General features: G+C 70.1%; 22 protein-coding genes and 1 tRNA gene. 8 read left to right on the top strand and 15 right to left on the bottom strand.

What is annotated here, in order from left to right:
• Positions 1 to 6 precede the first annotated feature (6 nt).
• The gene (locus tag PO78_RS13225) at positions 7 to 1,974 is read right to left on the bottom strand and encodes a monovalent cation:proton antiporter family protein (protein WP_012584690.1); all 1,968 of its coding nucleotides are present in this window, start codon (positions 1,972 to 1,974) and stop codon (positions 7 to 9) included.
• A gap of 153 nt (positions 1,975 to 2,127) precedes the next feature.
• Here PO78_RS13225 and PO78_RS13220 point away from each other — a divergent pair, with 153 nt between their 5' ends.
• The 5 genes from PO78_RS13220 (at position 2,128) to PO78_RS13200 (ending at position 5,947) form a co-directional block, all read left to right on the top strand.
• Positions 2,128 to 3,117, top strand: a complete 990-nt coding sequence (locus tag PO78_RS13220) for a KpsF/GutQ family sugar-phosphate isomerase (protein ID WP_043744312.1) — start codon at positions 2,128 to 2,130, stop codon at positions 3,115 to 3,117.
• Complete coding sequence (lptC, locus tag PO78_RS13215; RefSeq protein ID WP_012584688.1) at positions 3,118 to 3,699, top strand: LPS export ABC transporter periplasmic protein LptC; 582 nt, start codon at positions 3,118 to 3,120, stop codon at positions 3,697 to 3,699.
• Complete coding sequence (lptA, locus tag PO78_RS13210; protein WP_004322696.1) at positions 3,696 to 4,238, top strand: lipopolysaccharide transport periplasmic protein LptA; 543 nt, start codon at positions 3,696 to 3,698, stop codon at positions 4,236 to 4,238. The genes lptC and lptA overlap by 4 nt, the downstream gene beginning before the upstream one ends.
• Before the next feature lie 37 nt (positions 4,239 to 4,275).
• Positions 4,276 to 5,052, top strand: a complete 777-nt coding sequence (locus PO78_RS13205; protein ID WP_004322698.1) for an enoyl-CoA hydratase — start codon at positions 4,276 to 4,278, stop codon at positions 5,050 to 5,052.
• A 328-nt stretch (positions 5,053 to 5,380) separates the two neighbouring features.
• Positions 5,381 to 5,947 (top strand): phasin family protein, encoded by a 567-nt coding sequence (locus PO78_RS13200; protein ID WP_012584687.1) that lies wholly within the window; start codon positions 5,381 to 5,383, stop codon positions 5,945 to 5,947.
• Between the two features lie 111 nt (positions 5,948 to 6,058).
• Here PO78_RS13200 and PO78_RS13195 read toward each other — a convergent pair whose 3' ends face one another.
• The 11 genes from PO78_RS13195 to PO78_RS13145 all read right to left on the bottom strand — a co-directional run bounded on the left by PO78_RS13195 (position 6,059) and on the right by PO78_RS13145 (position 16,973).
• Positions 6,059 to 6,433: a 4a-hydroxytetrahydrobiopterin dehydratase gene (locus PO78_RS13195; RefSeq protein ID WP_004322701.1), complete on the bottom strand. Its 375-nt coding sequence runs from the start codon at positions 6,431 to 6,433 to the stop codon at positions 6,059 to 6,061.
• 64 nt (positions 6,434 to 6,497) lie between these two features.
• Positions 6,498 to 7,274 carry a lysophospholipid acyltransferase family protein gene (locus tag PO78_RS13190; RefSeq protein ID WP_012584686.1) on the bottom strand — a complete coding sequence of 259 codons (777 nt, stop codon included), beginning with the start codon at positions 7,272 to 7,274 and terminating at the stop codon, positions 6,498 to 6,500.
• Positions 7,275 to 7,332: 58 nt separating this feature from the next.
• Positions 7,333 to 7,866 (bottom strand): D-glycero-beta-D-manno-heptose 1,7-bisphosphate 7-phosphatase, encoded by a 534-nt coding sequence (gene gmhB / locus PO78_RS13185; RefSeq protein WP_043744309.1) that lies wholly within the window; start codon positions 7,864 to 7,866, stop codon positions 7,333 to 7,335.
• Between the two features lie 58 nt (positions 7,867 to 7,924).
• Entirely contained in the window at positions 7,925 to 10,012 is a 2,088-nt protein-coding gene (gene glyS, locus PO78_RS13180) for a glycine--tRNA ligase subunit beta (RefSeq protein ID WP_004322707.1), read from the bottom strand.
• Positions 10,012 to 10,938: a glycine--tRNA ligase subunit alpha gene (gene glyQ / locus PO78_RS13175; RefSeq protein ID WP_004322709.1), complete on the bottom strand. Its 927-nt coding sequence runs from the start codon at positions 10,936 to 10,938 to the stop codon at positions 10,012 to 10,014. The genes glyS and glyQ overlap by 1 nt, the downstream gene beginning before the upstream one ends.
• Positions 10,939 to 10,986: 48 nt before the next feature.
• On the bottom strand, positions 10,987 to 12,516 hold the full coding sequence (lnt, locus tag PO78_RS13170) for an apolipoprotein N-acyltransferase (protein WP_043744306.1): 1,530 nt from the start codon (positions 12,514 to 12,516) through the stop codon (positions 10,987 to 10,989).
• On the bottom strand, positions 12,516 to 13,355 hold the full coding sequence (locus tag PO78_RS13165) for an HlyC/CorC family transporter (RefSeq protein ID WP_004323398.1): 840 nt from the start codon (positions 13,353 to 13,355) through the stop codon (positions 12,516 to 12,518). The genes lnt and PO78_RS13165 overlap by 1 nt, the downstream gene beginning before the upstream one ends.
• Positions 13,356 to 13,377: 22 nt before the next feature.
• A complete protein-coding gene (ybeY, locus tag PO78_RS13160) occupies positions 13,378 to 14,202 on the bottom strand; it encodes an rRNA maturation RNase YbeY (RefSeq protein WP_004323399.1) in 825 nt (274 codons plus the stop codon).
• Positions 14,192 to 15,211 (bottom strand): PhoH family protein, encoded by a 1,020-nt coding sequence (locus PO78_RS13155; RefSeq protein ID WP_004323400.1) that lies wholly within the window; start codon positions 15,209 to 15,211, stop codon positions 14,192 to 14,194. The genes ybeY and PO78_RS13155 overlap by 11 nt, the downstream gene beginning before the upstream one ends.
• A complete protein-coding gene (gene miaB, locus PO78_RS13150; protein WP_043744303.1) occupies positions 15,212 to 16,576 on the bottom strand; it encodes a tRNA (N6-isopentenyl adenosine(37)-C2)-methylthiotransferase MiaB in 1,365 nt (454 codons plus the stop codon). It lies immediately after the preceding gene.
• Between the two features lie 58 nt (positions 16,577 to 16,634).
• Positions 16,635 to 16,973 (bottom strand): hypothetical protein, encoded by a 339-nt coding sequence (locus PO78_RS13145; RefSeq protein WP_004323403.1) that lies wholly within the window; start codon positions 16,971 to 16,973, stop codon positions 16,635 to 16,637.
• A gap of 278 nt (positions 16,974 to 17,251) precedes the next feature.
• Between PO78_RS13145 and PO78_RS13140 the strand changes: the two genes are divergently transcribed.
• Both PO78_RS13140 and PO78_RS13135 read left to right on the top strand, forming a co-directional pair.
• Positions 17,252 to 17,328, top strand: a tRNA-Met gene (locus PO78_RS13140).
• 197 nt (positions 17,329 to 17,525) lie between these two features.
• Positions 17,526 to 19,334 carry an ABC transporter ATP-binding protein/permease gene (locus PO78_RS13135; protein ID WP_004323406.1) on the top strand — a complete coding sequence of 603 codons (1,809 nt, stop codon included), beginning with the start codon at positions 17,526 to 17,528 and terminating at the stop codon, positions 19,332 to 19,334.
• Here the strand turns inward: PO78_RS13135 and PO78_RS13130 are convergent.
• On the bottom strand, positions 19,320 to 20,426 hold the full coding sequence (locus PO78_RS13130) for a glycoside hydrolase family 5 protein (RefSeq protein WP_043744299.1): 1,107 nt from the start codon (positions 20,424 to 20,426) through the stop codon (positions 19,320 to 19,322). The two genes, PO78_RS13135 and PO78_RS13130, sit on opposite strands and share 15 nt — an antisense overlap.
• A gap of 261 nt (positions 20,427 to 20,687) precedes the next feature.
• Between PO78_RS13130 and PO78_RS13125 the strand changes: the two genes are divergently transcribed.
• Positions 20,688 to 21,704 carry a nucleoid-associated protein gene (locus PO78_RS13125; RefSeq protein WP_043744296.1) on the top strand — a complete coding sequence of 339 codons (1,017 nt, stop codon included), beginning with the start codon at positions 20,688 to 20,690 and terminating at the stop codon, positions 21,702 to 21,704.
• Positions 21,705 to 22,051: 347 nt separating this feature from the next.
• On the opposite strand, the gene PO78_RS13120 is transcribed toward PO78_RS13125, so the two are convergent.
• Together PO78_RS13120 and PO78_RS13115 are read right to left on the bottom strand one after the other, a co-directional pair.
• A complete protein-coding gene (locus PO78_RS13120; RefSeq protein WP_043744293.1) occupies positions 22,052 to 23,392 on the bottom strand; it encodes a chromate transporter in 1,341 nt (446 codons plus the stop codon).
• Between the two features lie 135 nt (positions 23,393 to 23,527).
• Positions 23,528 to 24,370: a cation transporter gene (locus tag PO78_RS13115; RefSeq protein ID WP_231570714.1), complete on the bottom strand. Its 843-nt coding sequence runs from the start codon at positions 24,368 to 24,370 to the stop codon at positions 23,528 to 23,530.
• Positions 24,371 to 24,434 lie beyond the last annotated feature (64 nt).

Raw genomic sequence — 24,434 nt, 5'->3', positions numbered from 1 at the left:
GGCGGCTCAGCCACCCAGCAGGCGCTCCTCGGCTGCTTCCAGGCCGCCGGGGACGCCGAGCAGCACGATCACGTCACCGCTCTGGATGCGTGTCTCGGCACCCGGCGAGAGCGCGCGGATGCCGCGCCGACGCACTGCCGACACCGCCACGCCGAACTCCTCCAGCCCGAGTTCGCCGATGCTGCGCCCGACTCCCGCCGCGCCCTCCGGGACGATCACCGAGCGCAGGCGCGCCTCCGCGCCGGCGCCCGCATCGCCCGCATCGCTGCTGCCCTGGAAGAAGCCGCGCATCAGCGCATAGCGCTGGCTGCGGATCTCGCGGATGCGCCGCACCACGCGACTGAGCGGCACCCCGGTGAGCGCGAGCGCGTGCGAGGCGAGCATGATGCTGGCCTCGAAGGCCTCGGGCACCACCTCGGCCGCCCCCGCCTGGGCAAGCTTCTCCAGGTCGGCCTCGTCGCCGGCGCGCACCACCACCGGCAGGCCGGGACGCAGCGCGTGGGCGTGATGGATCACCCGCAGCGCCGCCTCCAGCGCGTCGAAGGACACCACCAGCGCGCTCGCGCGCTGGATGCCGGCGGCGACCAGGGTCTCGCGCCGCGCGGCGTCGCCGTACACCACGGTGTCCCCGGCCGCGCCCGCCTCGCGCACGCGCTCCGGGTCGAGGTCGAGCGCGACGTAGGCGACGTTCTCCTGTTCGAGGAAGCGCGCCAGGTACTGGCCGCTGCGTCCGTAGCCGCACACGATGATGTGGCGCTCGGTGTTGAGCGACTGCGCCGCCACCCGGGTGAGCTCCATCGAGCGCAGCAACCATTCCGAGGCGACGAAGCGCATGACCAGGCGGTCGCTCACCTGCACGATCAGCGGCGCGACCAGCATCGACAGCACCAGCGCGGCCACCGCGGCCTGGGCGAGGCCGTAGGGCATCAGCCCGAGGTCGAGGATCTGCGACAGCAGGACGAAACCGAACTCGCCGCCCGCGCACAACCACAGCCCGGAGCGCATCGCCGTGCCCGCCGGCGAACCGAACACGCGCGAGGCCGCGAACACCAGCCCGAACTTGAGCACCAGCAGCGCGCCGAGCAGGCCGAGCACTGCCGGCAGGTTGCGCACGATCTCGGCGACGTCGAGCAACATGCCGACGGTGACGAAGAAGAGCCCGAGCAGCACGTCGCGGAAGGGCTTGATGTCCTCTTCCACCTGGTAGCGGTACTCGGTCTCCGAGATCAGCATGCCGGCAAGGAAGGCGCCGAGCGCGAGCGACAGCCCGACCCGCTCGGACAGCCAGGCCAGCCCGAGCGTGATCAGCAGCACGTTGAGCATGAAGAGCTCGCCCGAGCGCCGCCGCGCCATCACGGTGAACCACCAGCGCATCAGGCGCTGGCCGAAGACCAGCACCAGCGAGAGCAGGAAGACCACCTTGAAGGCCGCCAGGCCGAGGGTGAACATCATCTCCTCGGCCGGGCGCGACAGCGCCGGCAGCAGGATCAGCAGCGGCACCACCGCGATGTCCTGGAACAGCAGCACGCCGATCACCTCGCGGCCATGACGGCTGTCGAGCTCCATGCGGTCGGCGAGCAGCTTGGAGAGGATCGCGGTGGACGACATCGCCAGCGTGCCGCCGAGCGCGAAGCTGGTGATCCAGCCCAGCCCGCCGAGGCGACCGAGCAGGGTGGCGAGCGCGATCGTCGTCAGCACCTGGGCGAGTCCGAGCCCGAACACGATGCGCTTCATCGCCATCAGGCGCCCGAGCGAGAACTCCAGCCCGATCGAGAACATCAGGAACACCACGCCGAACTCGGCGAGGTGGCGCGCGCCGGCGGACTCCTGCATCAGGTCGAGCGCATGCGGCCCGCCGAGCGCGCCGACGAGCAGGTAGGCGAGCACCGGCGGCAGGTTCATGCTGCGGAAGAGGGCCACCATCACCACGGCGGCGGCCAGCAGCAGGACCACGAATTCGAGGGTATTCAGCATGGAAGCCCGGCCGCGTGTGGCGCCAGCGCTGCCGGGCGGCGGCGCGGGTGTTTGGTATACAATCCGCTCGATCGGGAGCTTGCCGGCAACGGCGCGCCGTCATCCCGTCGAGCCACCGGTCTCCCTTCCGCGCCAGTTTAAAGCATCGAATCCATGGACCCAATTTCCGCTTCGGGCGAAAGCCGAGCCGTCGCCCTCGCCCGCCGCGTGCTGCGCATCGAGGCAGACGCCGTGGCCGCGCTCGGGGCGCGCATCGGCGAGGAATTCGAGCGCGCGGTCGAGATCATCCTCGCGCGCCATGGCCGGGTGATCGTCACCGGCGTTGGCAAGTCGGGCCACATCGGCCGCAAGCTCGCCGCCACGCTCGCCAGCACCGGCACCCCGGCCTACTTCGTGCATGCCGCCGAGGCCGCACACGGCGATCTCGGCATGATCACGCCGGAAGACGTGGTGATCGCACTGTCGAACTCCGGCTCCAGCGAGGAGCTGCTCACCATCGTGCCCCTGGTCAAGCGCCAGGGCGCCCGCCTGATCGCGATGACCGGCAAGCCGGACTCGCCGCTCGCACGCGAGGCCGATGCGCATCTGGACGCCGGCGTGGCCGAGGAGGCCTGCCCGCTCAACCTCGCGCCCACCGCGAGCACCACGGCGGCGCTCGCGCTCGGCGACGCGCTCGCGGTCGCGCTGCTCGACGCCCGCGGCTTCGCCGCCGAGGATTTCGCCCGCTCCCACCCCGGCGGCGCGCTCGGCCGCCGGCTGCTGACCCACGTCGGCGACGTCATGCGTCCCGCGCCGGCGGTCCCGCGCGTGGGCAGCGACGCCCCCCTCACCCAGGCCTTGCTGGCGATGACCGCCGGCGGCATGGGCATGACTGCGGTGGTCGACGCCGACGAGGTGCCCGTGGGCATCTTCACCGACGGCGACCTGCGGCGCGCGCTGGAGAAGGGCTGCGACGTGCGCAGCGCGCGCGTCAGCGAGGTCATGACGCGCAGTCCGCGCAGCATCGCGCCCGGCGCGCTCGCGGCCGAGGCCGCCGCGACGATGGAGAACATGCGCATCAGCCAGCTCCTGGTGCTCGACGACGCCGGCCGGCTCGCCGGTGCGCTCACCACCCACGACCTGATGCTCGCGAAGGTCATCTGAATGCGGGTCGACACCTGGCGCCTGTATCCGGTCTTCGCCCTCGCGCTGCTGGCGGGCGGATCGGTGTGGCTCGAGCGCATCACCCGGATCGACGATCCGGCGGCGAGCATCGAGCAGACCGGTCCGGACTTCATCGCCCACGACACCCGCGTGGTCGGCTTCGGCGCCGACGGTGCGCAGCGCTACGAGCTCGTGGCCGAACGCCTGGAGCATTTCCCCGTCGGCGACATCACCCGGCTGCACACGCCCCGCCTGCAGCTGCACGGCGCGGAAGGCACGACCACGATCACCGCGCGCGCGGCCGACGTCTCGCCCGGTGGCGAGCAGGTGGACCTCACCGGCGAAGTGCGCGTGCGGCGTCCGGGCCAGGCCGGGGCGCTGCCGCTCGCGCTCGACTCGGAGACGCTCGCGGTGTGGCCGGACGCCCAGCGCGCGCGCACCGACTCGCCGGTCCTGATGACCCGCGGCGCCGGGCGCGCGACGGCCAAGGGCATGCGCGCGGACAACCTGTTCGGCACGCTCGAACTCATCGGCGAGGTCAGCACGACGATGCCACCCCGCCGCCAAGGATCCCCCTCATGAAGCGAATCCTCCTCGCTACCGTGGCCGCGCTGCTCGCCGCCGTCACCACCCCGGCGCTCGCCGAGAAGGCCGACCGCGACCAGCCGGTCAACATCGAGGCCGACCGCCTCACGGTGGACGACCGCAACAAGGTGCACATCTTCGAGGGCAGCGTGGTCCTGACCCAGGGCACGCTCACCATCCGCGGCGACAAGCTGGTCGTGACGCAGGACGCCGCCGGCTTCCAGAACGGCGTCGCCACCGCAGCCGGCAAGGGCTTGGCCACCTTCCGCCAGCGCCGCGACGGCAGCGCCGAATACGTCGAAGGCGAGGCCGAACGCATCGAGTACGACAGCCGGACCGAGAAGGCCAGGCTCTTCAACCGCGCCAAGGTGAGCAGCGGCGGCGACCAGGTCAGCGGTCACTACATCGAGTACGACGCGATCACCGAGAACTATCTCGCCACCAACGCCCCGGGCAGCCGCCAGGGTGCGCCCGCGGGCCGGGTGCGCGCGGTGATCCAGCCCAAGTCCGACGGACAGCCCTCCGGCGGACAATGATTCCCCCCCACGATCGGATAACCAGGAAGGAGACAGCATGAGCTTCGAGATGATTCTCGCCGAGAAACGCGGCCGTGTCGGCCTCATCACCCTCAACCGCCCCAAGGCGCTCAACGCGCTCAACGATCAGGTGGTGAACGAGATCACCGCCGCCCTCAACGACTTCGAGTCCGACGATGGCATCGGTGCCATCGTCATCACCGGCTCGGAGAAGGCCTTCGCCGCAGGCGCCGACATCGGCGCGATGGCGAACTTCTCCTACATGGATGCCTACAAGAGCGAGTACATCACGCGCAACTGGGAGCGCGTGAAGACCTGCCGCAAGCCGGTGATCGCCGCGGTGGCGGGCTTTGCGCTCGGCGGCGGCAGCGAGCTGGCAATGATGTGCGACATCATCATCGCCGCGGACACCGCGAAGTTCGGCCAGCCGGAAGTCAAGCTCGGCACCCTGCCCGGCGCGGGCGGCACGCAGCGCCTGCCGCGCGCGGTGGGCAAGGCGAAGGCGATGGAGCTGTGCCTGACCGGACGCATGATGGACGCGGTCGAAGCCGAGCGCGCCGGCCTGGTCGCGCGCGTGGTGCCGGCCGACAAGCTGCTCGAGGACGCGCTCGCCACCGCGGAAACCATCGCCGGCTACTCGCTGCCGGTGGTCATGATGATCAAGGAATCGATCAACCGCGCCTTCGAGAGCAGCCTCAACGAGGGCCTGCTGTTCGAGCGCCGCGTCTTCCACTCCGCGTTCGCGCTCAACGACCAGAAGGAAGGCATGGCGGCCTTCGTCGAGAAGCGTAAGGCGAACTTCCGCCACGACTGATCGTCCCGCGCTCGATCCGCACCGCGGCCGGCGTCCAGCCGGCCGCTTGCGTTTACCCGCGGGAAGACGTCATGCGCCTGCAACCCGTGCCCGGCACACTGCTTCGGCGTACTCGCCGCCCGTGCAATGCAACACCCCGAACCCTTCACCGGACGAAATGGCGTCCTGGCGCAAGTGATTGATTCCTTCAATCAATCCGGGATGTTGCGATGCACCAAAATATGCTTGACAGCCTCGATCGGGTCCGTATAATCCGAACCATGCTGCAACGCAACATCGCAGCTACCCGAGCGATGTTGATGCACCCACACTTTCCAAGGAGATCCACATGAGCAACTTCGTCACCCCCGAGCAGTTCGCCACCGCCAACAAGGCCAACATCGAGACCCTGCTGACCCTGGCCAACACCGCCTTCGCCAGCGCCGAGCGCCTCGCCGCCCTGAACCTGAACACCGCCCGTTCGCTGCTGGAAGACGGCGTGGCCAACACCAAGGCCCTGCTGGCTGCCAAGGACGTGCAAGAGCTGGTGAACCTGCAGGTTTCGCTGGCCCAGCCGATCGTCGAGAAGGCCGTCGCCTACGCCCGCAGCGTCTACGAGATCTCGTCGCAGAGCCAGGAAGAGATGTCGAAGGTCTTCGAAGGCCAGGTCGCCGAGCTCAACAAGGGCGTCGCCACCGCGCTCGACAAGGCTGCCAAGTCGGCTCCCGCCGGTTCGGACGTCGCCGTCGCCGCTGTCAAGTCGGCCATCGCCGCCGCCAACAGCGCCTACGACAGCATGAGCAAGGCCGCCAAGCAGGTCGCCGAGATCGCCGAAGCCAACGTGGCTGCCGCGACCAACGCCACCGTCAAGGCCGTCAGCACCACCGCCAAGACCACCGCCAAGAAGGCTGCCTAAGCTTTCTCCGGCACCGTCTGACGAAAAGGCCCCGCATGCGGGGCCTTTTTGCGTCTACCGGCTGGTGACGCGGCAGGGCGCGGACTGCAGCGAAAACACACGCACGCCGCTTCAGTCGTAGCGGATGTAACGGAAGCGGTCGTCCGCGTTCGGCGTGCCTTCCAGCGCCCCGCCCTCGCGCGCGGGCTGCCAGTGCACGACCTCCTCGATCTTGCGCGCGAGCGCGAAATCGCGTGCGGTGATGCCGCGCGGCGAATGCGTGGACAGGCGCACCCGCACCCGGTCCCAGCACAGCTCCAGCTCGGGATGATGCCAAGCCGCCTCGGCCAGGTGCCCGACCACACCGGCCACCATCAGTGTCGCCTTCCAGCCGCCGGTGCGGTAGTCGCGCACCAGCGCGCCGGCCTCGAGGCGCCAGTGCGGCAGCCCCGCCGCAAGGCTGGCGAGGATCTCGTCCTCGCCGAGTGCGCGGATTTCTTCACCCATCGTCCCTCTCCCGATGTCTGGGGCCGCCCCGGCGGCCTATGCGGGAGACCGGGCGAGAACGCGCTCAGTTCCCCTCGTCTTCCGCCGCGGCATCGCCCGCGGCCGGCGGCATGCCCGCCTCTTCGCGATAGAGATGCGGGAACAGCCGGCGCATCTCGCCTTCGATCCAGGCCTCCGCCTGCTCGTTCACATCGGTGGCCTTGGCACCCTTGACGTCGATCACCGGGCCGATGCTGACGACGATCTCGCCCGGGCGCTTGATGAAGGCGTTGCGCCTCCAGAACTCGCCCGCGTTGTGCGCCACCGGCACCACGGGGACGCCCGCGCGCTTGGCGAGGATGGCCCCGCCGGGCTTGTAGCGCAGCGTCGCACCCGGCGCCACCCGAGTGCCCTCGGGGAAGACCACCACCCACAGGCCCTCCTTGAGGCGCTCGCGGCCCTGCTCCACCACCTGGGTGAGCGCGTCCTTGCCCGCGGAGCGGTCAATGGCGATGCCCGGGATCCTGCCCAGCGCCCAGCCGAAGAAGGGCACGCGCAGCAGCTCGCGCTTGAGCACGTAACACAGCGGCGGAAAGATCACCTGCAGCGCGATCGTCTCCCATGCCGACTGGTGCTTGGACAGCACCACCGCGGGACCGGCCGGGATGTTCTCGGCGCCGATCACGCGGTAGCGGATGCCGAGCACGTGGCGGATCACCCACATCATGATCGGCACCCAGCTCGTGATCAGCCGGTGCCGGGTCATCGGCGGCAGCCAGAAGATGAGGGTGGCGAAGAACGCGTAGGGCACCGTGATCACGGTAAGCACGAGTGCGAACAGGATGGAGCGGAGCAGATGCACGATTCTCGTCCGGTGAAGAGTGCGTGAGGGATGCGGCAGCGCTGTCGCGCCGCGCCGCTCAGGCGGTCAGCGCGGCGGCGACCGCATCGAGGTCGGGATACACCAGCGTACCGGGCGGAAGCTCGCCGCTCGCGCGCGTGGTTTCGCCCTTTCCGGTGAGCACCAGCCAGGGCTGCGCGCCAGCCGCCGCGGCGGCCTGGAGGTCGCGCAGGCCGTCGCCGACGCAGGGCACGTCGGCGAGCTCGACGTTGAAGCGCTCGGCGATCTGCAGCAGCATGCCCGGCTTGGGCTTGCGGCAGTCGCAGGTGGAGTCGGCCGCGTGCGGACAGAAGAAGATGCCGTCGAGCCGCCCGCCCGCCTGGGCGAGGCTCCTGACCATGCGGTCGTTGATGGCGTTGAGCGTGTCCATGCCGAACAGCCCGCGGCCGATGCCGGACTGATTGGTCGCCACCACCACCCGCCAGCCCCACTGGTTGAGCCGTGCGATCGCCTCCAGCGCGCCGGGGATCGGCTTCCACTCCTCGGGCGACTTGATGTACTGCCCCGAGTCGACGTTGATCACGCCGTCGCGGTCGAGAATGATGAGCTTCATCACGGGCTCCTTGCGGGGGCGAAGCCCGCGGCGACGCACGCCGCGGGGGCTATGACGATCAGGCCGACAGGCGCGAGATGTCCGCCACCTGGTTCATCAGGCCGGCGAGCTGGGCCAGCAGCGCGATGCGGTTGGCACGGGTCAGCGGCTCCTCCGCCATCACCATGACGTCTTCGAAGAACTGGTCCACCGCTGCGCGCAGTCCGGCGAGTGCCCGCAGCGCATCCGTGTAGTCCTCGTTGGCGACGTGCGAACGCACCAGCGGCGCCACCTCGACCACCTGACGGAAGAGCGCCTTCTCGGCAGCTTCCTGCAGCAGCGCGAGGTCGGGCTCGCCCGGCGCGCCTTCGGCCTTCTTGAGGATGTTGACGATGCGCTTGTTGGCCGCGGCCAGGGCCTCGGCCTCGGGGAGCGCGCGGAAGGCCTCCACCGCGGCGAGCTTGGCCGGCACCAGGTCGATGCGCGCGGGTCTCAGCGCCAGCACGGCGTCGATCACGGCGCCGTCACGGCCCGTCTCCCGTAGCAGGTTCTTCAGACGCTCGTACATGAAGTCCTGCAGCTGCGCGGCGAAGCCTTCGGCCGTCAGCAGGCCGGGCTTGAAGCCGGCAGCCGCGGTGTCGATCAGCCTGGGCAGCTCGAGCGGCAGCGGCGCTTCCATGAGGATGCGCAGCACGCCGAGCGCGGCGCGGCGCAGCGCGAACGGATCCTTGTCGCCGGTGGGCACCATGCCGATACCGAAGAAGCCGACCAGGGCGTCGAGCTTGTCGGCCAGCGCCACCGCGGCGGCGACGTTACCGGCGGGCAGTGCGTCGCCGGCGAAGCGCGGCTGGTAGTGGGCCTGGATGGCGTCGGCCACCACCTCGCCCTCGCCGTCGGCGAGCGCGTAGTAGCGTCCCATGATGCCCTGCAGCTCGGGGAACTCGCCGACCATGTCGGTGACGAGGTCGGCCTTGGCCAGGCGCGCGGCACGCTTCGCCGCGGCGACGTCGCCGTGCAGCTGTGCAGCGATCGCACCGGCCAGCGCCTCGAGGCGCTCGACGCGTTCGAGCTGGCTGCCGAGCTTGTTGTGATAGACCACCGGCGCCAGGCGCGGCAGGCGGGCCTCGAGCTTCTGCTTCTTGTCCTGCTCGAAGAAGAAGCGCGCGTCCGACAGGCGCGGGCGCACCACGCGGGCGTTGCCGGCGACGATGTTGATCGGGTCGGCCACCTGCATGTTGGAGACGATCAGGAAACGATTGAGCAGCTTGCCGGCGCCATCGAAGAGCGGGAAATACTTCTGGTTGGCGCGCATGGTCAGGATCAGGCACTCCTGCGGCACGGCGAGGAACTCGGCCTCGAACTCGCCCACGTACACCGTCGGGTGTTCGACCAGCGCGGCGACCTCGTCGAGCAGGTCGGCGTATTCATTGAGCAGCGCACCCTGCTTCGCGGCCTCGGCGAGCAGCTGGCGCTCGATGTCGGCGCGACGCTCGGCGAAGTTCGGGATGACCTTGCCCTCGGCGAGCAGCGTGGGCTCGTAGGCGTCGGCGGTGGCGATGGAGAGGTCGCCGCGGCTCATGAAGCGGTGGCCGCGGGAGGTACGGCCGGAATCCAGATCCAGCACGCGGCCCGGCACCACCTCGGCGCCGTGCAGCAGGGTGAGCTTGTGCACCGGGCGCACGAAGGTGGCGTCGCCATCGCCCCAGCGCATGACCTTGGGGATGGGCAGCGCCTTGATGGCGTCCTGCACGACCCCCGACAGCACATCGGCGAGCTTCGCGCCCGGCACCATGGCGGTGTGGAACAAGGCCTCGGCCTTCCCGTCCAGGCGGCGCTCGAAGCGGGCGACGGCCTCGGCGGCGATGCCCTTCGCTTCCATCTTCTTCAGCAACGCCGGGGTGGGCTTGCCCTCGGCGTCGAGCGCCACGGACACGGGCATCAGCTTTTCGGTGACCTCCTTCGCGGCGGCCTCGGCAGCCACCTGCGCCACGGTCACCGCCAGCCGGCGCGGACTGGCGAAACTGCGGAAGGCGGCGTCGACAGGCGCCAGTCCCTTGGCTTTCAGGCCCTCGGCGATCCTGGTGGCGAAGGTCTCGCCCAGGCGCGGCAGGGCCTTGGGCGGCAGTTCTTCGGTGAGCAGTTCGACGAGCAGGGTCGCAACGGTCATCACGCGGCCTCCTTTTCAGCATTCAGCATCGGGAAGCCGAGGGCTTCGCGGGATTCGAAATAGGCCTGGGCGACCGCGCGCGAGAGGTTGCGGATGCGGCCGATGTAGGCGGCGCGCTCGGTCACCGAGATCGCGCCGCGGGCGTCGAGCAGGTTGAAGGTGTGGGCGGCCTTGAGCACCATCTCGTAGGCCGGCAGTGCCAGCCCGACCTCCATCACGCGCCTGGCCTCGGACTCGTAGTTGTTGAATAGCGAGAACAGGAAGTCGACGTTGCTGTGCTCGAAGTTGAACGTCGATTGCTCGACCTCGTTCTGGTGGTAAACGTCGCCGTAGGTGACCTTGCGACCGTCCGGCGCGACAGACCACACCAGGTCATAGACGTTCTCCACGCCCTGCAGGTACATCGCCAGGCGCTCGATGCCGTAGGTGATCTCGCCCAGCACCGGCTTGCAATCGAGGCCGCCGACCTGCTGGAAGTAGGTGAACTGGGTGACCTCCATGCCGTCCAGCCAGACTTCCCAGCCCAGTCCCCAGGCGCCCAGGGTGGGGTTCTCCCAGTCGTCCTCGACGAAGCGGATGTCGTGCACCGTCGGGTCGATGCCGAGCGCGCGCAGGCTGTCGAGGTAGAGCTCCTGGATGTTCAGCGGCGAGGGCTTCAGCACCACCTGGAACTGGTAGTAATGCTGCAGGCGGTTGGGGTTCTCGCCGTAGCGGCCGTCCTTGGGGCGGCGCGAGGGCTGCACATAGGCGGCGTTCCAGGGCTCGGGGCCGATCGCACGCAGGAAGGTGGCGGTGTGGCTGGTGCCGGCGCCCACCTCGAGGTCGTAGGGCTGCAGCAGCACGCAGCCGCGCTCGCCCCAGAAGTGCTGGAGCGTGAGGATGACTTGCTGGAAGGTCGGTTTCACGAGTCGGGATTCGGTGGTCATGGTCTCGGGCAGCCTCCGGGCTGCGCAGCGCACGCAAAAACGATGATTTTACCGGGCTTCGGTCCGGCGCGGGCGTGCCGCGGCGGCGGCGAGGAGTGCGAGGACGATCGGGATCGCGGCGGCGAGGAGCGCGAGGCGATCGCCCCAGCGCGCATAAGGAGTCATGCCCTGGTGGCCGCGCACCTCGGCATGGAGCACGCCGCGCGCGAACGCGGGCAGCACGGCGGCGACGCTGCCGTCGGGCTGCACCACCGCGGTCATGCCGGTGTTGGTGGCGCGCAGCATCGGACGACCGGTCTCGAGCGCGCGCACGCGGGCGATCTGCAGGTGTTGCGGCTGGGCGAGCGAGTCGCCGTACCAGGCCAGGTTGGAGAGGTTGAGCATCAGCGTGGCCGCAGGCAGCGCGCGGATCAGCTCGGCGCCGAAGAGGTCCTCGTAGCAGATGTTGAGCGCGACCTGCTGCGCGCCGAAGCGCATCGGCGCCTGGTCGGGCGCGCCGCGGGTCTGGTCGGACATCGGAATCTGCGCCAGCGCGTAGAACCAGCCGAACAGCGGCGGTGAATATTCGCCGAAGGGCACCAGGTGCTGCTTGGCGTAGAGCTGCACGGGCGCGCTGCCGAGGCTGATCGCGGCGTTGTAGATGCGCTCCTCGGCGTCGCGGCGGAAGGCGCCCATCACCAGGTCGGCGCCGGACGCGGCGGCGAGGCCGGCGAAGGCTTCGAGATAGCCAGCGGGCAGGCGGTCGAGCAGGGTCGGCACGGTGGTCTCGGGCAGCACCACCAGCGCAGGCGGCTGCGCCTGCCCGAAGGCGTCGCGCGCGAGCTCGAGGTTGACCCGCAGCACCTCCTCGAAGCGCGCCGGATCCCATTTGAGGCTCTGCGCGAAATCGGTCTGCACCAGCGCCACCTTCAAGGGCGCGCCGACCGGCTGGGTCCAGGCATGGCCGAGCAGCGCGAAGCCGGCGGCGAAGGGAGCGCACAGCGCCAACGCCGGGCGCCAGGCGAGCAGCACGCGCACGCCGCCCGCCCGCAGCGCGAATGCGCACAGCGCGGCGACGAAGGCGCTCAGCGCCCCCACGCCATACACGCCGAGCACCGGCAGCAGGCCGGCAAGCGGGCTGGGCGGCGTCTGCGCATAGCCGATCGCAAGCCAGGGGAAGCCGGTGAAGAGCACGCCGCGCAGCCATTCGGAGCCCAGCCAGAGCGCGCCGAAGAGCGCCGCTGCGCGCACCGGCGCGCCTGCCACGCGCTCGCCGCGCAGCGCGACGAAGGCCGCCCCGGCGAGCGCCGGATAGAGCGCGAGGTAGGCGCAGAACAGCGCGATCGCCAGCGCGGCGACCGGCGCGGGCACGCCGCCGTAGCGTTCGAGCGCGACGTAGAGCCAGGACACTCCGGCGGCGAAGGCACCGAAGCCCCACGCGAAGCCGAGCGCGAAGCCCTCGCGCGCGCGCGCCGCGCCGGCGAGCAGCCAGACGAGCACGCCGAGGCCGAGGAAAGCGAGCGGGAACAGCCCGAAGGGCGCGAAGGCGAACACCGTCGCGCCGCCGGCGAGCAGCGCGAGCAGCCAGGCGCGCCGCATCACGCCTGTTCGGACAGCGGCTGCGGCAGGCGCTCGACGATCAGCGTGTACACCCGCCGGCTGTCGGCGCGCAGCACCTGGATCTTCAGGCCTTCGAGCTCCACCGCCTCGCCACGCTTGGGCAGGCGGCCAAAATGGCGGATCACCAGGCCACCGACGGTGTCGTATTCCTCGTCGCTGAAGTGGGTGGCGAAGGCCTCGTTGAAGTCCTCGATCTCGGTGGTCGCCTTCACGCGGTAGCGGCCGCTGTGGTCGAGACGGATGTTGTCGCCGACCTCGTCGAAGTCGTACTCGTCCTCGATGTCGCCGACGATCTGCTCGAGCACGTCCTCGATGGTGACCAGGCCGGCCACGCCGCCGTACTCGTCCACCACGATCGCCATGTGGTTGCGCGACACGCGGAACTCGCGCAGCAGCACGTTGAGACGCTTGGATTCGGGCACGAAGACTGCGGGGCGCAGCATGTCGCGCAGGTCGAACTCGCGCCCGGCGAAGTAGCGCAGCAGGTCCTTGGCGAGCAGGATGCCGACGACGTCGTCCTTGCCGTCGCCGATCGCGGGGAAGCGCGAGTGGGCGGTGTCGATCGCGAAGTTGGCGATCGTGTCGATCGGGTCGTCCAGATGCACGCAGTCCATCTGGGCGCGCGGGACCATCACGTCGCGCACCTGCATGTCGGACATCTGCAGGGCGCCTTCGATGATGGTGAGGGCGTCGGCGTCGATCAGGTTGCGGTCGAAGGCCGAGTGCAGCAGCGCGAGGAGTTCATCGCGATCTTCCGGTTCGCGCGAGAGAAGGGCCGAAAGTCGCTCGAGTAAGGAGGGTTTGGGGGAACTGTCCATTTTGGGGGTCGGTGTCTCCGCTTCAGGCGCTCAAGGCGTAGGGGTCGGCATAGCCGAGCTCGCGCAGGATCGCGGTCTCGAGCGCTTCCATCTCGGCCGCCTCGGTCTCGTTCTCGTGATCGTAACCCTGCAGGTGCAGCATGCCATGCACGACGAGGTGGGCGAAGTGCGCCTCCAGGGTCTTGCCCTGGGCGGCGGCCTCGCGCACCACCACCGGAACGCACAGCACCAGGTCGCCGGCGAGCGGCACGTCTGCGGCCGCCGCGGGCAGGCCGGGCAGGTCCTCGCCCTCGGCGTAGGCGAAGGTCAGCACGTTGGTGGCGTAGTCCTTGCCGCGGTAGTCGCGGTTGAGTGCGCGCCCCTCGGCCTCGCCCACCAGGCGCACCGTGACCTGGGCGCTGGCGCGCAGCGCCGCCGCGGCCCAGCGCCGGATGTGGTTCTTCTTGGGGCAGTTGGCCTTGTCCTCGCCCTCGACCGCCTTCTGCACCTGCAGCTTCAGCACCGGCGGATGCTCGCCCGCGGGCAGCGCGAGCGGCTCGACGAAGCTCATGTCGTGGTGCACATCCACGCGCAGGGTCATCAGGTTGCAGGCACCGGGCTGCAGCGACAGCATCGGCACCGCGTTGTCGTCGTCGGTCTCGGCCTCGATCTCGAGGTCGCCCCAGGCCTTCTCGGGGAAGGCGAGCAGCAGCTTGCGACCGTCGCCGAGCTCGATCTCCAGGCGCTCGGCGCGGATGCGCGCAGCCTTGCCGTCGGCATCGACGGCGATAATCCTGGGCCAGGTGCCGGCCGACTTGCGCGCGGCCGCCTGGTTCGTCCTGTCGGTCCTGTTGGTCTTATTCGCCATCTTCGGCTTCCTGCTCCTGCGGGTGCGGCTGCTGGCGCGCGGCGCGGGCCGCGGCCTTCTCGCGCTCGAGGCGCGCAGCCTCGAGGTCGTAAGCTTCGACGATGCGCGCGACAAGCGGATGACGCACCACGTCTTCCTTGCTGAATTCGGTGAACGCGATGCCGCGCACCCCCGCCAGCACCGCGCGCGCCTCCTTGAGACCGCTGCGCTGGCCGCGTGCCAGGTCGATCTGGGTGAGGTCGCCGGTGACCACCGCCTTGGCGCCGAAGCCGATGCGGGTGAGGAACATCTTCATCTGCTCGGGGGTCGTGTTCTGCGCCTCGTCGAGGATGATGAAGGCATTATTGAGCGTGCGCCCGCGCATGAAGGCGAGCGGCGCGATCTCGATGCTGCCGCGCTCGAAGAGCTTGCCGACGCGGTCGAAGCCCATCAGGTCGTAGAGCGCGTCGTAGAGCGGGCGCAGGTAGGGGTCGACCTTCTGCGCCAGGTCGCCGGGCAGGAAGCCCAGGCGCTCGCCGGCCTCGACCGCCGGGCGGGTGAGGATGATGCGCTCGACGAGGTCGCGCTCGAAGGCGTCGACCGCGCTCGCCACCGCGAGATAGGTCTTGCCCGTGCCGGCCGGGCCGATGCCGAAGGTGATGTCGAAGTCCTGGATGTTGCGCAGGTAGTCGACCTGGCGCGGCGTGCGGCCGTGGAGCTCCGTACGGCGCGTCATCAGCACCGGCGCGGGCTGCGCCGCCTCGCCCTTGTTGGCGATCTCGATGAGGCCGAGCTGGACCTCGTCGCGCGACAGGTCCTTGTCGGCGAGCGCGTAAAAATGCTTGAGCGCCATCTCGCCGCGCAGCACCTGCGCGGGGTGGCCCTGCAGCGTGAAGTGTTCGGCACGCCGGCTCACGGTGATGTCGAAGGCGTTCTCGATCTGGCGCAGGTTCTCGTCGAGCACGCCGCACAGCTTGGCCAGCCGGGCGTTATCCACCGGCTCGAAGAAGACTTCCAGGATTTTCGCCATTCAGGATTCCCGGGTGAGGATTTCGCCGCGCAGGCTGTGCGGCAGGGCTGCGGTGATGCGCACCTCGACGAACTGCCCGACGAGGCGATCGCGGACGGGCGAGTCGGAGGGGAAGTTGACCACGCGGTTGTTGTCGCTGCGGCCCATCATCTCGGCCTCGGCGTTCTTCTTCGCCGCGCCCTCGACCAGGATGCGCTGCACCGTGCCGACCATGGCCTCGCTGTTGGCCTGGTACTGCGCGTCGATGCGCTTTTGCAGGCGGGCGAGCCAGGCGAGCTTGGTCTCCTGCGCCACCGGGTCTTCGAGGTCGGCGGCCGGGGTGCCGGGACGCGAGCTGTAGACGAAGCTGAAGGAGCCGTCGAAGCCGACGTCGTCGATCAGCTTCATGGTCTTCTCGAAGTCCTCCTCGGTCTCGCCGGGGAAGCCGACGATGAAGTCGGAGGTCAAGGAAAGATCCGGCCGCGCCGCACGCAGCTTGCGCACCACGGACTTGAACTCGAGCACCGAGTAGCCGCGCTTCATCGCCGCCAGCACGCGGTCCGAGCCCGACTGCACCGGCAGGTGCAACTGCGACACCAGCTTGGGAAGCTTCGCGTAGCAGTCGATCAGACGCTGCGTCATCTCGCGTGGGTGCGAGGTGGTGTAGCGGATACGCTCGATGCCGGGGATCTCGGCCACGCATTCCAGAAGGAAGGCGAAATCACCAACGTCGGTGCCCTGCTCGCCGTCCTCGCGCGAGAGCACGCCGCGCCAGGCGTTGACGTTCTGGCCGAGCAGCGTCACCTCCTTGACGCCCTGTGCCGCGAGACCGGCGATCTCGGCGAGCACGTCCTCGAGCGGGCGCGACACCTCGTCACCGCGGGTATAGGGCACGACGCAGAAGGTGCAGTACTTCGAGCAGCCTTCCATGATCGACACGAAGGCGCTCGCGCCCTCGACGCGCGCCGGCGGCATGGCGTCGAACTTCTCGATCTCGGGGAAGGAGATATCCACCTGCGAGCGCCCGCTCTGCTTGCGCGCCGCGATCAGGCTCGGCAGGCGGTGCAGGGTCTGCGGGCCGAACACCACGTCCACATAGGGCGCGCGCTTGACGATGGCCTCGCCTTCCTGGCTGGCCACGCAGCCGCCCACACCGATGATCAGCCCGGGCTTCTTCTGCTTGAGCAGACGCACGCGGCCGAGATCGTGGAACACCCGCTCCTGCGCCTTCTCGCGCACCGAACAGGTGTTGAAGAGGATCACGTCGGCCTCTTCCGGGTTGTCGGTCTTGACCAGTTCTTCGTGAGCGCCGAGCACGTCCGCCATCTTGTCGGAGTCGTACTCGTTCATCTGGCACCCGAAGGTGCGGATGTAGAGTTTCTTCATCTATCAGGGAATGTCAGGCAAGGCCTTGCGGCAGGTCGGGCGGGCATCGCGGCATCCATCAAGGCCGGGACGGCGCCTTGGGCATCGGCGCCGCAGCCTCTTCCGGGGTGAGGATCCACACCCGATGCACCTGGCCGTTGCGGTCGACCAGCATGCGCACCACGTACTCGCCAGACACATGCGAGGGCAGCACGATGCGGTTGTGGGTATCGCGGATCTGCGCGCCGGGGCTGAGTTGCAGCGTGGCATCCTTGACCTGCACCACGCTGGCCGAGGAAAACGTCATCTTCACCCGCGCCGCGTCGTCGGGAATCGGCCGCGGCAAGGCAGCAAAGGCCACGGAGGACGCGAGGCCGGAGAGACCGGCCAGCAGGACGGAGAGGAAATGCGGGCGCAAGGACGGGCCGGAAAGATCCGGAACGGTAGGGAACAGGGCGCCGATGATCGTCCATCGCCCCGGGGATGTCAATGCAAAAGCCTTATAAATCAAGCGTTCCACTCGCAGAACCCTAGCCCCTGCACGCACTTGCGGAGCCTACTGCGCGCGCATGGCCGCCCTGCCCCGGTGCCGCGGCGCACGCGCAACCGGCATGGCCCCATCCGCAGAAGGTCCTCTTCGGGCGCGCTGACGCTTGACGACCCCGCCGCAGACCCGCTATATTCGCGCGCTCTGTTGGTGATGTAGCTCAGACGGTTAGAGCGATGGATTCATAACCCATAGGTCGGCGGTTCGATTCCGCCCATCACCACCACCAGATACGAAGCCGCTGATCCGCGAGGGTCAGCGGCTTTTTTCATCTCTGAAGCCTCTGCGGGTGGTTCGCAGAGCCGGGTCGCTCGGGACTCGCGTAGCAAAACGATCGCTCCGTCTCGCCGCCCGCTTGCAGTCCGCAAGCAAACCGCGTCTTCCTCCACGGACGAACGCCCCGTAACGAGGCATGATTGCTCCATGTCCTCCACCCATGCCGCCACCCTTCCCAAGCAGCCTCCCCGCCGCCCGCCCCATCGCGACGGCGGGCGGCGCTTCCTGCTGCTGGCGGGGGGCTACTGGAACTGCGCGCGCAAGTGGCAGGTGCGCGGGACGGTGCTGGCGCTGGCGCTGCTGACGATGGCGCAGGTCGGGCTGGCGATCTGGGTGAGCTACTGGAACCGCGACCTCTTCGACGCGCTCGAGGAGCGTGCGCTGTCCGAGCTGATGAAGCTGGTCGGGGTCTTCGTGCTGATCTTCGCGCTCACCATGGGGGTGACCGCGCTGCACATGCACGTCAAGCGCCGGCTGCAGCTCGACTGGCGGCGCTGGCTCACCGACCTGCTGCTCGAGCACTGGCTGGCGCACGGCCACCTGTACCGCCTGCAGTTCACCGCCGGCGAGCACGACAACCCCGACGGCCGCATCGCCGAGGACATCCGCATCGCCACCGACGTGGCGGTCTCGCTCGCCCACTCGCTGCTGTTCGCGCTGCTGATCCTGGGCAGCTTCATCGACATCCTGCTGCGCGTATCGGGCAGCGCGCCGCTGCCGGGGACCTCGATCGCGGTGCACGGCTACATGGTGCTCGCCGCCTTCCTGTATGCGGGCGTGGGCGCGGCGCTCGGGCTCATGCTCGGTCGCCCGCTGATCCGCGCCACCAACCGCCTGCAGACCGTCGAGGCCAACCTGCGCTTCGGGCTGGCGCGCGCGCGCGAGCACGCCGAGCCGATCGCGATGATGCACGGCGAGCCGCACGAGCGCCGCGAGGCGGCGCGCCTGTTCGACGACGTCGGGCGGGGCTGGAACCGGCAGACTCTGGCCTACCTCGGCATCGTGTCCTTCTCCACCGGCTACGGCACCCTGCTGCCGGTGTTCCCCATCCTGATCGCCGCGCCGCAGTACATCGCCGGGGCGATGACGCTGGGCGTGCTGATGCAGGCGGCGCAGGCCTTCCAGCGCCTGACCACGGCGCTGTCGTGGCCGATCGACAACCTCGGCGAGCTGGCGCGCTGCCGCGCCTCGATCGACCGCGTCGCCAGCCTCTACGAGGACATGCTCGCGCTCGAGCGCGCCGAAGCCCGCAGCCGCGGCCGCGAGCGCATCGCGGTGTGCAGTTCGCCCCACCCCGAGCTCGAACTGCGCCAACTGCGCCTGCAGACGCCTGCGGGCGAGATCCTCCTCGACGACTTCGACCTGCGCGTGCGCCGCGGCGAGCGCGTGCTGATCTGCGGCGACCCTGCGGTCACCGTGAGCCTGTTCAAGGCGGTGGCCGGGCTGTGGCCGTGGGGCAGCGGGGAGGTGAGGCTGCCGCTCGGGCGCGACCTGATGTTCGTGCCGCGCCAGCCCTTCCTGCCCGCGGGCAGCCTGCGCATGGTGCTGAGCTATCCCGACGACGCCGACCGCCACGCCGACGCCGTGCTCGAGCGTGCGCTCGAATGCGCCGGCATCGCCTGGCTGGCCCCCAAGCTCGACACCCAGGAGGACTGGGGGCGCGAGCTGCCGCTGCGCATCCAGCAGCGCCTGGGCGTCGCACGCGTGTTCCTGCACCAGCCGGGGTGGATCTTCATCGAGGAGGCCACCGACGCGCTCGCGCCCAAGGAAGAGGTCGACACCCTGGAGCTGCTGCACCACGAGCTGCCCAGCTCGACCCTGCTGGTGATCAGCCGGCGCGCGCGCCAGAACCACTTCTTCGAGCGCCGGCTGCTGCTGCAGCGCCCGCGCCCGGGCCTGCAGCCGCCGACCGCGCCCGCGGCGCGGCCGGAAACGCCCTCCCTACCCGAAGCGTGAGGGCAGCCAGCCGCGCTCCACGCACGCGCGCAAGCACCAGGCGGGCGTGGTCTCGGTCTTGTAGCTCCAGAAGAACCAGCCCGCCAGGCGCTCGAAGGTCATCAGCTGGCTGTCGCCGTAGGCGCGGCTGGCCACGTCCTGCTGGAAGTCGTCCATGTGCTCGAGGGCGTGGTTGAACGGCCCCTCGGCCCACAGCGACACCACCTTCAGGTCCAGCCCCAGGCTCCACTCGCCGCACACCGCCGGCAGGCCGAGCTCGGCGTTGATCGCGTCGGCTTCCTCGCGCCAGTCCACCGCCGCCTTGCGGATGTGGCCGTGGATGTCCATGTCGATGTCGCCGCGCTCGAAGCACTGGTAGCGGTGATAGTCGAACACCACATTGCGGAAGGCCGGCGCCTGCATGAAGCCGAGGTACTCGCGGAAGCTGCGGAAGCCGTCGTGGAACACCACTGCCACCGTCTCCGGCGCGCAGTGCTTGCGGATGCGCGCGTAGGCCTTGAGGTAGTAGGACTTCAGGTAGTCGGTCGGCACGTCCCAGCGCGGCTCGTTGAGCAGCTCGATGCCGTGCAGCGCCGGGTGCGCGCGGTAGCGCTCGGCCAGGCGCTCGAGCACGGCGAGCGAGTGCTCGAGGTATTCCTTCTTCGTATGCCACTCCACCACGTCCTTGATGCCGCCGTTATCGAAGCCGTTCTGGCAGCCGGGCGCGGCGTGCAGGTCGATGATCACGCGCAGGCCGAACTCCTGCGCCCAGTCGAGGGCGCGGTCGAGCACCTCGATGCCACCGGTGACGAAGGGGTGGCGGTGGGCGCCGTACTTGGGGTGGTAAGGGTAGTCGGGGCCGAAGATCCAGTGCCCGATCGGGATGCGCACCGCGTTGAGGCCGCGTGCGGCGATCCAGGCGAAGTCCTCGCGGGTCACGAAGCTCGCCCAGTGCCGGCGCAGGCGCTCGGCCGCGGCGGGACCGAGCTCGGCGCACCAGGTGGTCTCGTCGGTCGCCTCCAGGCCCTCGAACAGGCTGGGCACCATCCACTTCTCCAGCAGCAGCCAGCTACCCAGGTTCACCCCGCGCAGCTTGGTACGCGTCGTTTCCATGAGAACCTCCCCTTGCCCGGATCGGGCGTGATGGACATGGCTCATTCTGGCAGTCAAACGCCTCGCCCGACCGTGAAAAAGCTCGCGCCCACAGTGCGCCGCCCTTTCGCGACTCGCGTCGCTCCCACGGGCCGGCCCACGCCGCGGCGGCAATGTGATTCTCGTAGGAGCGACGCAAGTCGCGATCGTGACTCGACACGGCGACACACGTGGCAGAATCGCCCCCCGCCCCCCGCCCCCCGCCCCGCCCGAGCCCGCCCCATGCGCACCGTCGAACACGTCGTCACCCATCTGATCCTCCACGCCCTGGTGCGCGAGCCCGGCGCACCCTCGCGCCTGGTGCTGCGCGAGGCGCCCTGCGCACTCGACGCTGCGGCGCTGCGCCTGGCCGAGCACCTGTGCGCGCAGTACGAGAGCCGCAGCGCCAAGGGCTTCGGCCGCTTCGAGGAGGACGAGGAGCGCTTCCCGCTCGCGCGCTGGCTCCGCGAGCACCTCGTCGACGACACGCTCGACTTCACCGCCCTGTCGCGCCAGCTCGCCGAGCGCGTGCAGGCGATCGCCGACGAGGAAGAGCTGGAAGACGGCGGCCATCTCGTGCTCGCGCGCATCCGCGAGGGCGAGGGCGACAGCCTGTGGGTGGCGCTGCTCGGCAGCAGCGACGGGGTGGCGATCGGCGGCGACCTCGCACCGCTCGACTGCACCCATGTGGACTTCTCCGCCCTGCACGCCGCCGGGCGGGTCGACCTCGCCGGCTGGCGGCGCGGCGACGAGCGCTACCTCGGCTTCCTGCGCGGACGCGGCAAGGGCGGTGCCTGGTTCAAGCGCGTGCTGGGCTGCAGCGACGTGATGGTGGCGCTGCAGGAGACCAAGAAGCTGGTCGCCACCCTCGACCGCTTCGTCGACACCGAGCGCCTCGCCCCCGCCACCCGCGACGCCGTGCTCGAACGCGCCCACGACTACCTCGACACCCTCGGCGAGGCCGGCGCCCCGGTGGTGTTCGAGGAGCTCGCGCGCGAGGTCTTCCCCGAACAGCCCGAGCGCCTGGACGCGCTGCTGCGCGCCGAGGAGACGAAGATCGCCCCCGGCTTCGTGCCCAACCGGCGCGCCATCCGCCCGCTGGTACGCTTCAGCGCCAGCGCGGAGAACTGGAAGCTGGAGTTCGAGCGCAGCGGCCTGCATTCCGGCGCCGTGCACTACGACCGCGCCACCGACACCCTGGTGCTGTCGGGCGTGCCGGATTACCTCAAGCGCATGCTGGAGGAAGACGCCAAGGGCTGAGGAGACCGCCGGGGCCGCGCAGGACGGCGGCGAGCGTTTGCGCGCGCGATCGTCGCCGCGCGCCTTCCACCGCCGCGATCGCGACTTGCGTCGCTCCTACATTCCACCCGGGGCGTTACGGATTTCTCGCAGGAGCGACGACAGCCGCAATCGCGACTTGCGTCGCTCCTACGCTCGCCCGCGAGCGCGGCGGTACGCGTAGGCGCCCACGCTGCCCGATCGCGACTTGCGTCGCTCCTACATTCCACCTCGGGCGTTGCGGGCTTCTCGTGGGAACGACTCCACCCCGGGCGTTGCGGGCCTCTCGTGGGAGCGACGCAAGTCGCGATCGGGCTCTCGGTCCCGCGCTACGCGGCCAGCCCCCCCAGCACCCCGCCCGCCACCCCGCACGCCGCCACCACCAGCCAGGGCGGCCACTTCCACGACATCAGCGCGACCAGCGCCACCAGGCCGAGCGCGAAATCCTGCGGGCGGTGGATCGCGCTGGTCCACACCGGCTGGTACAGCGCAGCCAGCAGCAGCCCCACCACCGCCGCGTTGATGCCGGCGAGCGCGGCCTGCATGCGCGCATCCCCGCGCAGGCGCTCCCAGAAGGGCAGCGCGCCCGCCACCAGCAGGAAGGACGGCGCGAACACCGCGAGCAGGCACACGATTCCGCCCACCCATCCGCCATAGCCGTCCTGCGCCGCGGCACCGAGGAAGGCGGCAAAGGTGAACAGCGGCCCCGGCACCGCCTGCGCCGCGCCATATCCGGCGAGGAAGGCCTCCCCGTCCACCCAGCCCGTCGGCACCACCTCGGCCTGCAGCAGCGGCAGCACCACGTGCCCGCCGCCGAACACCAGCGCGCCCGAACGGTAGAAGGCATCCACGCGCGCCAGCCAGCCATCGGGCTGCAGCGCGACGAGCAGCGGCAGGGCGGCGAGCGGCGCGAAGAAGGCCGCCAGCCACAGCCACCCCGAGCGCGGCCCCGGCGCACCCGTATTCGCCCCCAAGACCCCCGAGTCCGGCTCGGACACGCCCGCAAGTGGCACCGACACACTCGGAAGCGGCCCGAGGTCCCCCGCACGCGCGCCCGAGGAAGCCGCGCGCCGCGTCGCCGCCGAGGGCTCGCGCACCCCGGCCTCCGCCTGCGCTCTGAACACCGCCAGCCCGGCCAGCCCCGCGAGCGCGATCACCCCGACCTGGGTCCACGCCGTCGGCAGCGCCAGCACCATGCACGCCGCGAGCGCCATCAGGGTGATGCGGGCGCGGCCGATGCAGAGCTTGCCCGCCATGCCCCACACCGCCTGCGTCACCACCGCCACCGCCACCACCTTCAGCCCGTGCAGCACGCCCGGCGGCAGCGCGTCGCCATGGCGGGCGAGGCCGAGCGCGAAGAGGATCAGCGCGATCGCCGAGGGCAGCGTGAAACCCGCCCACGCCGCGAAGGCGCCGGCGTAGCCGGCACGCTGCAGGCCGAGCGCCATGCCCACCTGGCTGCTCGCCGGCCCGGGCAGGAACTGGCACAGCGCCACCAGATCGGCATAGGCGCGTTCGCCCAGCCAGCGCCGGCGCGCGACGAACTCGGCGTGAAAATAGCCCAGGTGCGCCACCGGCCCGCCGAAGGAGCTGAGCCCCAGGCGCAGGAAGATCAGGAAGACCGCCCAGGGGCTGTGCTCGGCGTCTTTCGCGTCATGCGCTTCGTTCATGTCGGCTTTCACAGAAGTTGATCGGGTCTTGCTGGATGTTCGGAGCCTGCGTCACCCGGCGCAGGCGCACCCGCATCGACGAGGCCCGGTCGAGCATCACCCATCCCAGGCAAGGTACCGGCCCCCCCGTGGCGTTCACCCGAGTCGCAGGATGCGCACCGCGCCCATCAGCACCACCGCGCCGATCACCAGGCCGATGATCCAGTCCGGCCACGCGCTGCCGGTCCACGCCACCAGCACGCCGGCGACGATCACACCGAGGTTGGCGACGACGTCGTTGGCCGAGAAGATGTAGCTCGCCTTCATGTGCACGCCGCCCTCGCGATGGCGGGCGATCAGCACCAAGCAGGCGACGTTGGCGGCGAGCGCGAGCAGCGCGATGCCCATCATGCCGATCGGCTCCGGCGTGGCATCGCCGACGATGCGACGCACGACCTCGGCAAGCGCGCCAAGGGCCAGCACCAGCTGCAGCCCCCCCGCCAGGCGCGCGGCACCCAGCTTGTAGCGCGCGGCCCGTCCCACCGCGTAAAGCGCGACGCCATAGACGGCGGCGTCGGCGAACATGTCCATCGCGTCGGCAACCAGGCCGGCCGAGCGCGCCCAGATGCCGGCGCCGAGTTCGACCACGAACATCACGGCATTGAGCGCCAGCAGGATCCACAGCACGCGGGCCTCGGCCGCGTCGTCGGCGGGCGCGGCGGGCGCGGCCTCATCGGCGGCGAGCGTATGCGACTCCGCCAGCTCGGCGCCGTAACCCAGCGGGACGAGACGGGCGAGGATCGCCTGCGGGTCGCCGTCGTGCTCCACCGTCAGCCGCCGCCCGGCGAGGTCGAACGCCAGCGCCGCCACCGGCGCCTCGGCCAGGCGCAGGCGGATCATCTGCTCCTCGGACGGGCAGTCCATGCCGGGGATGCGAAACACGCTGCGCGTGCGCGCCTCGGCGGCCGCCAGCGGCTGCAGCCGCGGCTTGGGCGCCACGCCACCGCACGTGCCGCAACAGCCGCCCGCACCAAGATCTTCTCCATCCATCGAGGGCTGCCCG

Source organism: Thauera sp. SWB20, from assembly GCF_000831325.1.
Taxonomy (GTDB): domain Bacteria; phylum Pseudomonadota; class Gammaproteobacteria; order Burkholderiales; family Rhodocyclaceae; genus Thauera; species Thauera aminoaromatica.
Note: the sequence above shows the minus strand (reverse complement) of the source record. Positions and strands in the feature narration are given on the sequence as shown.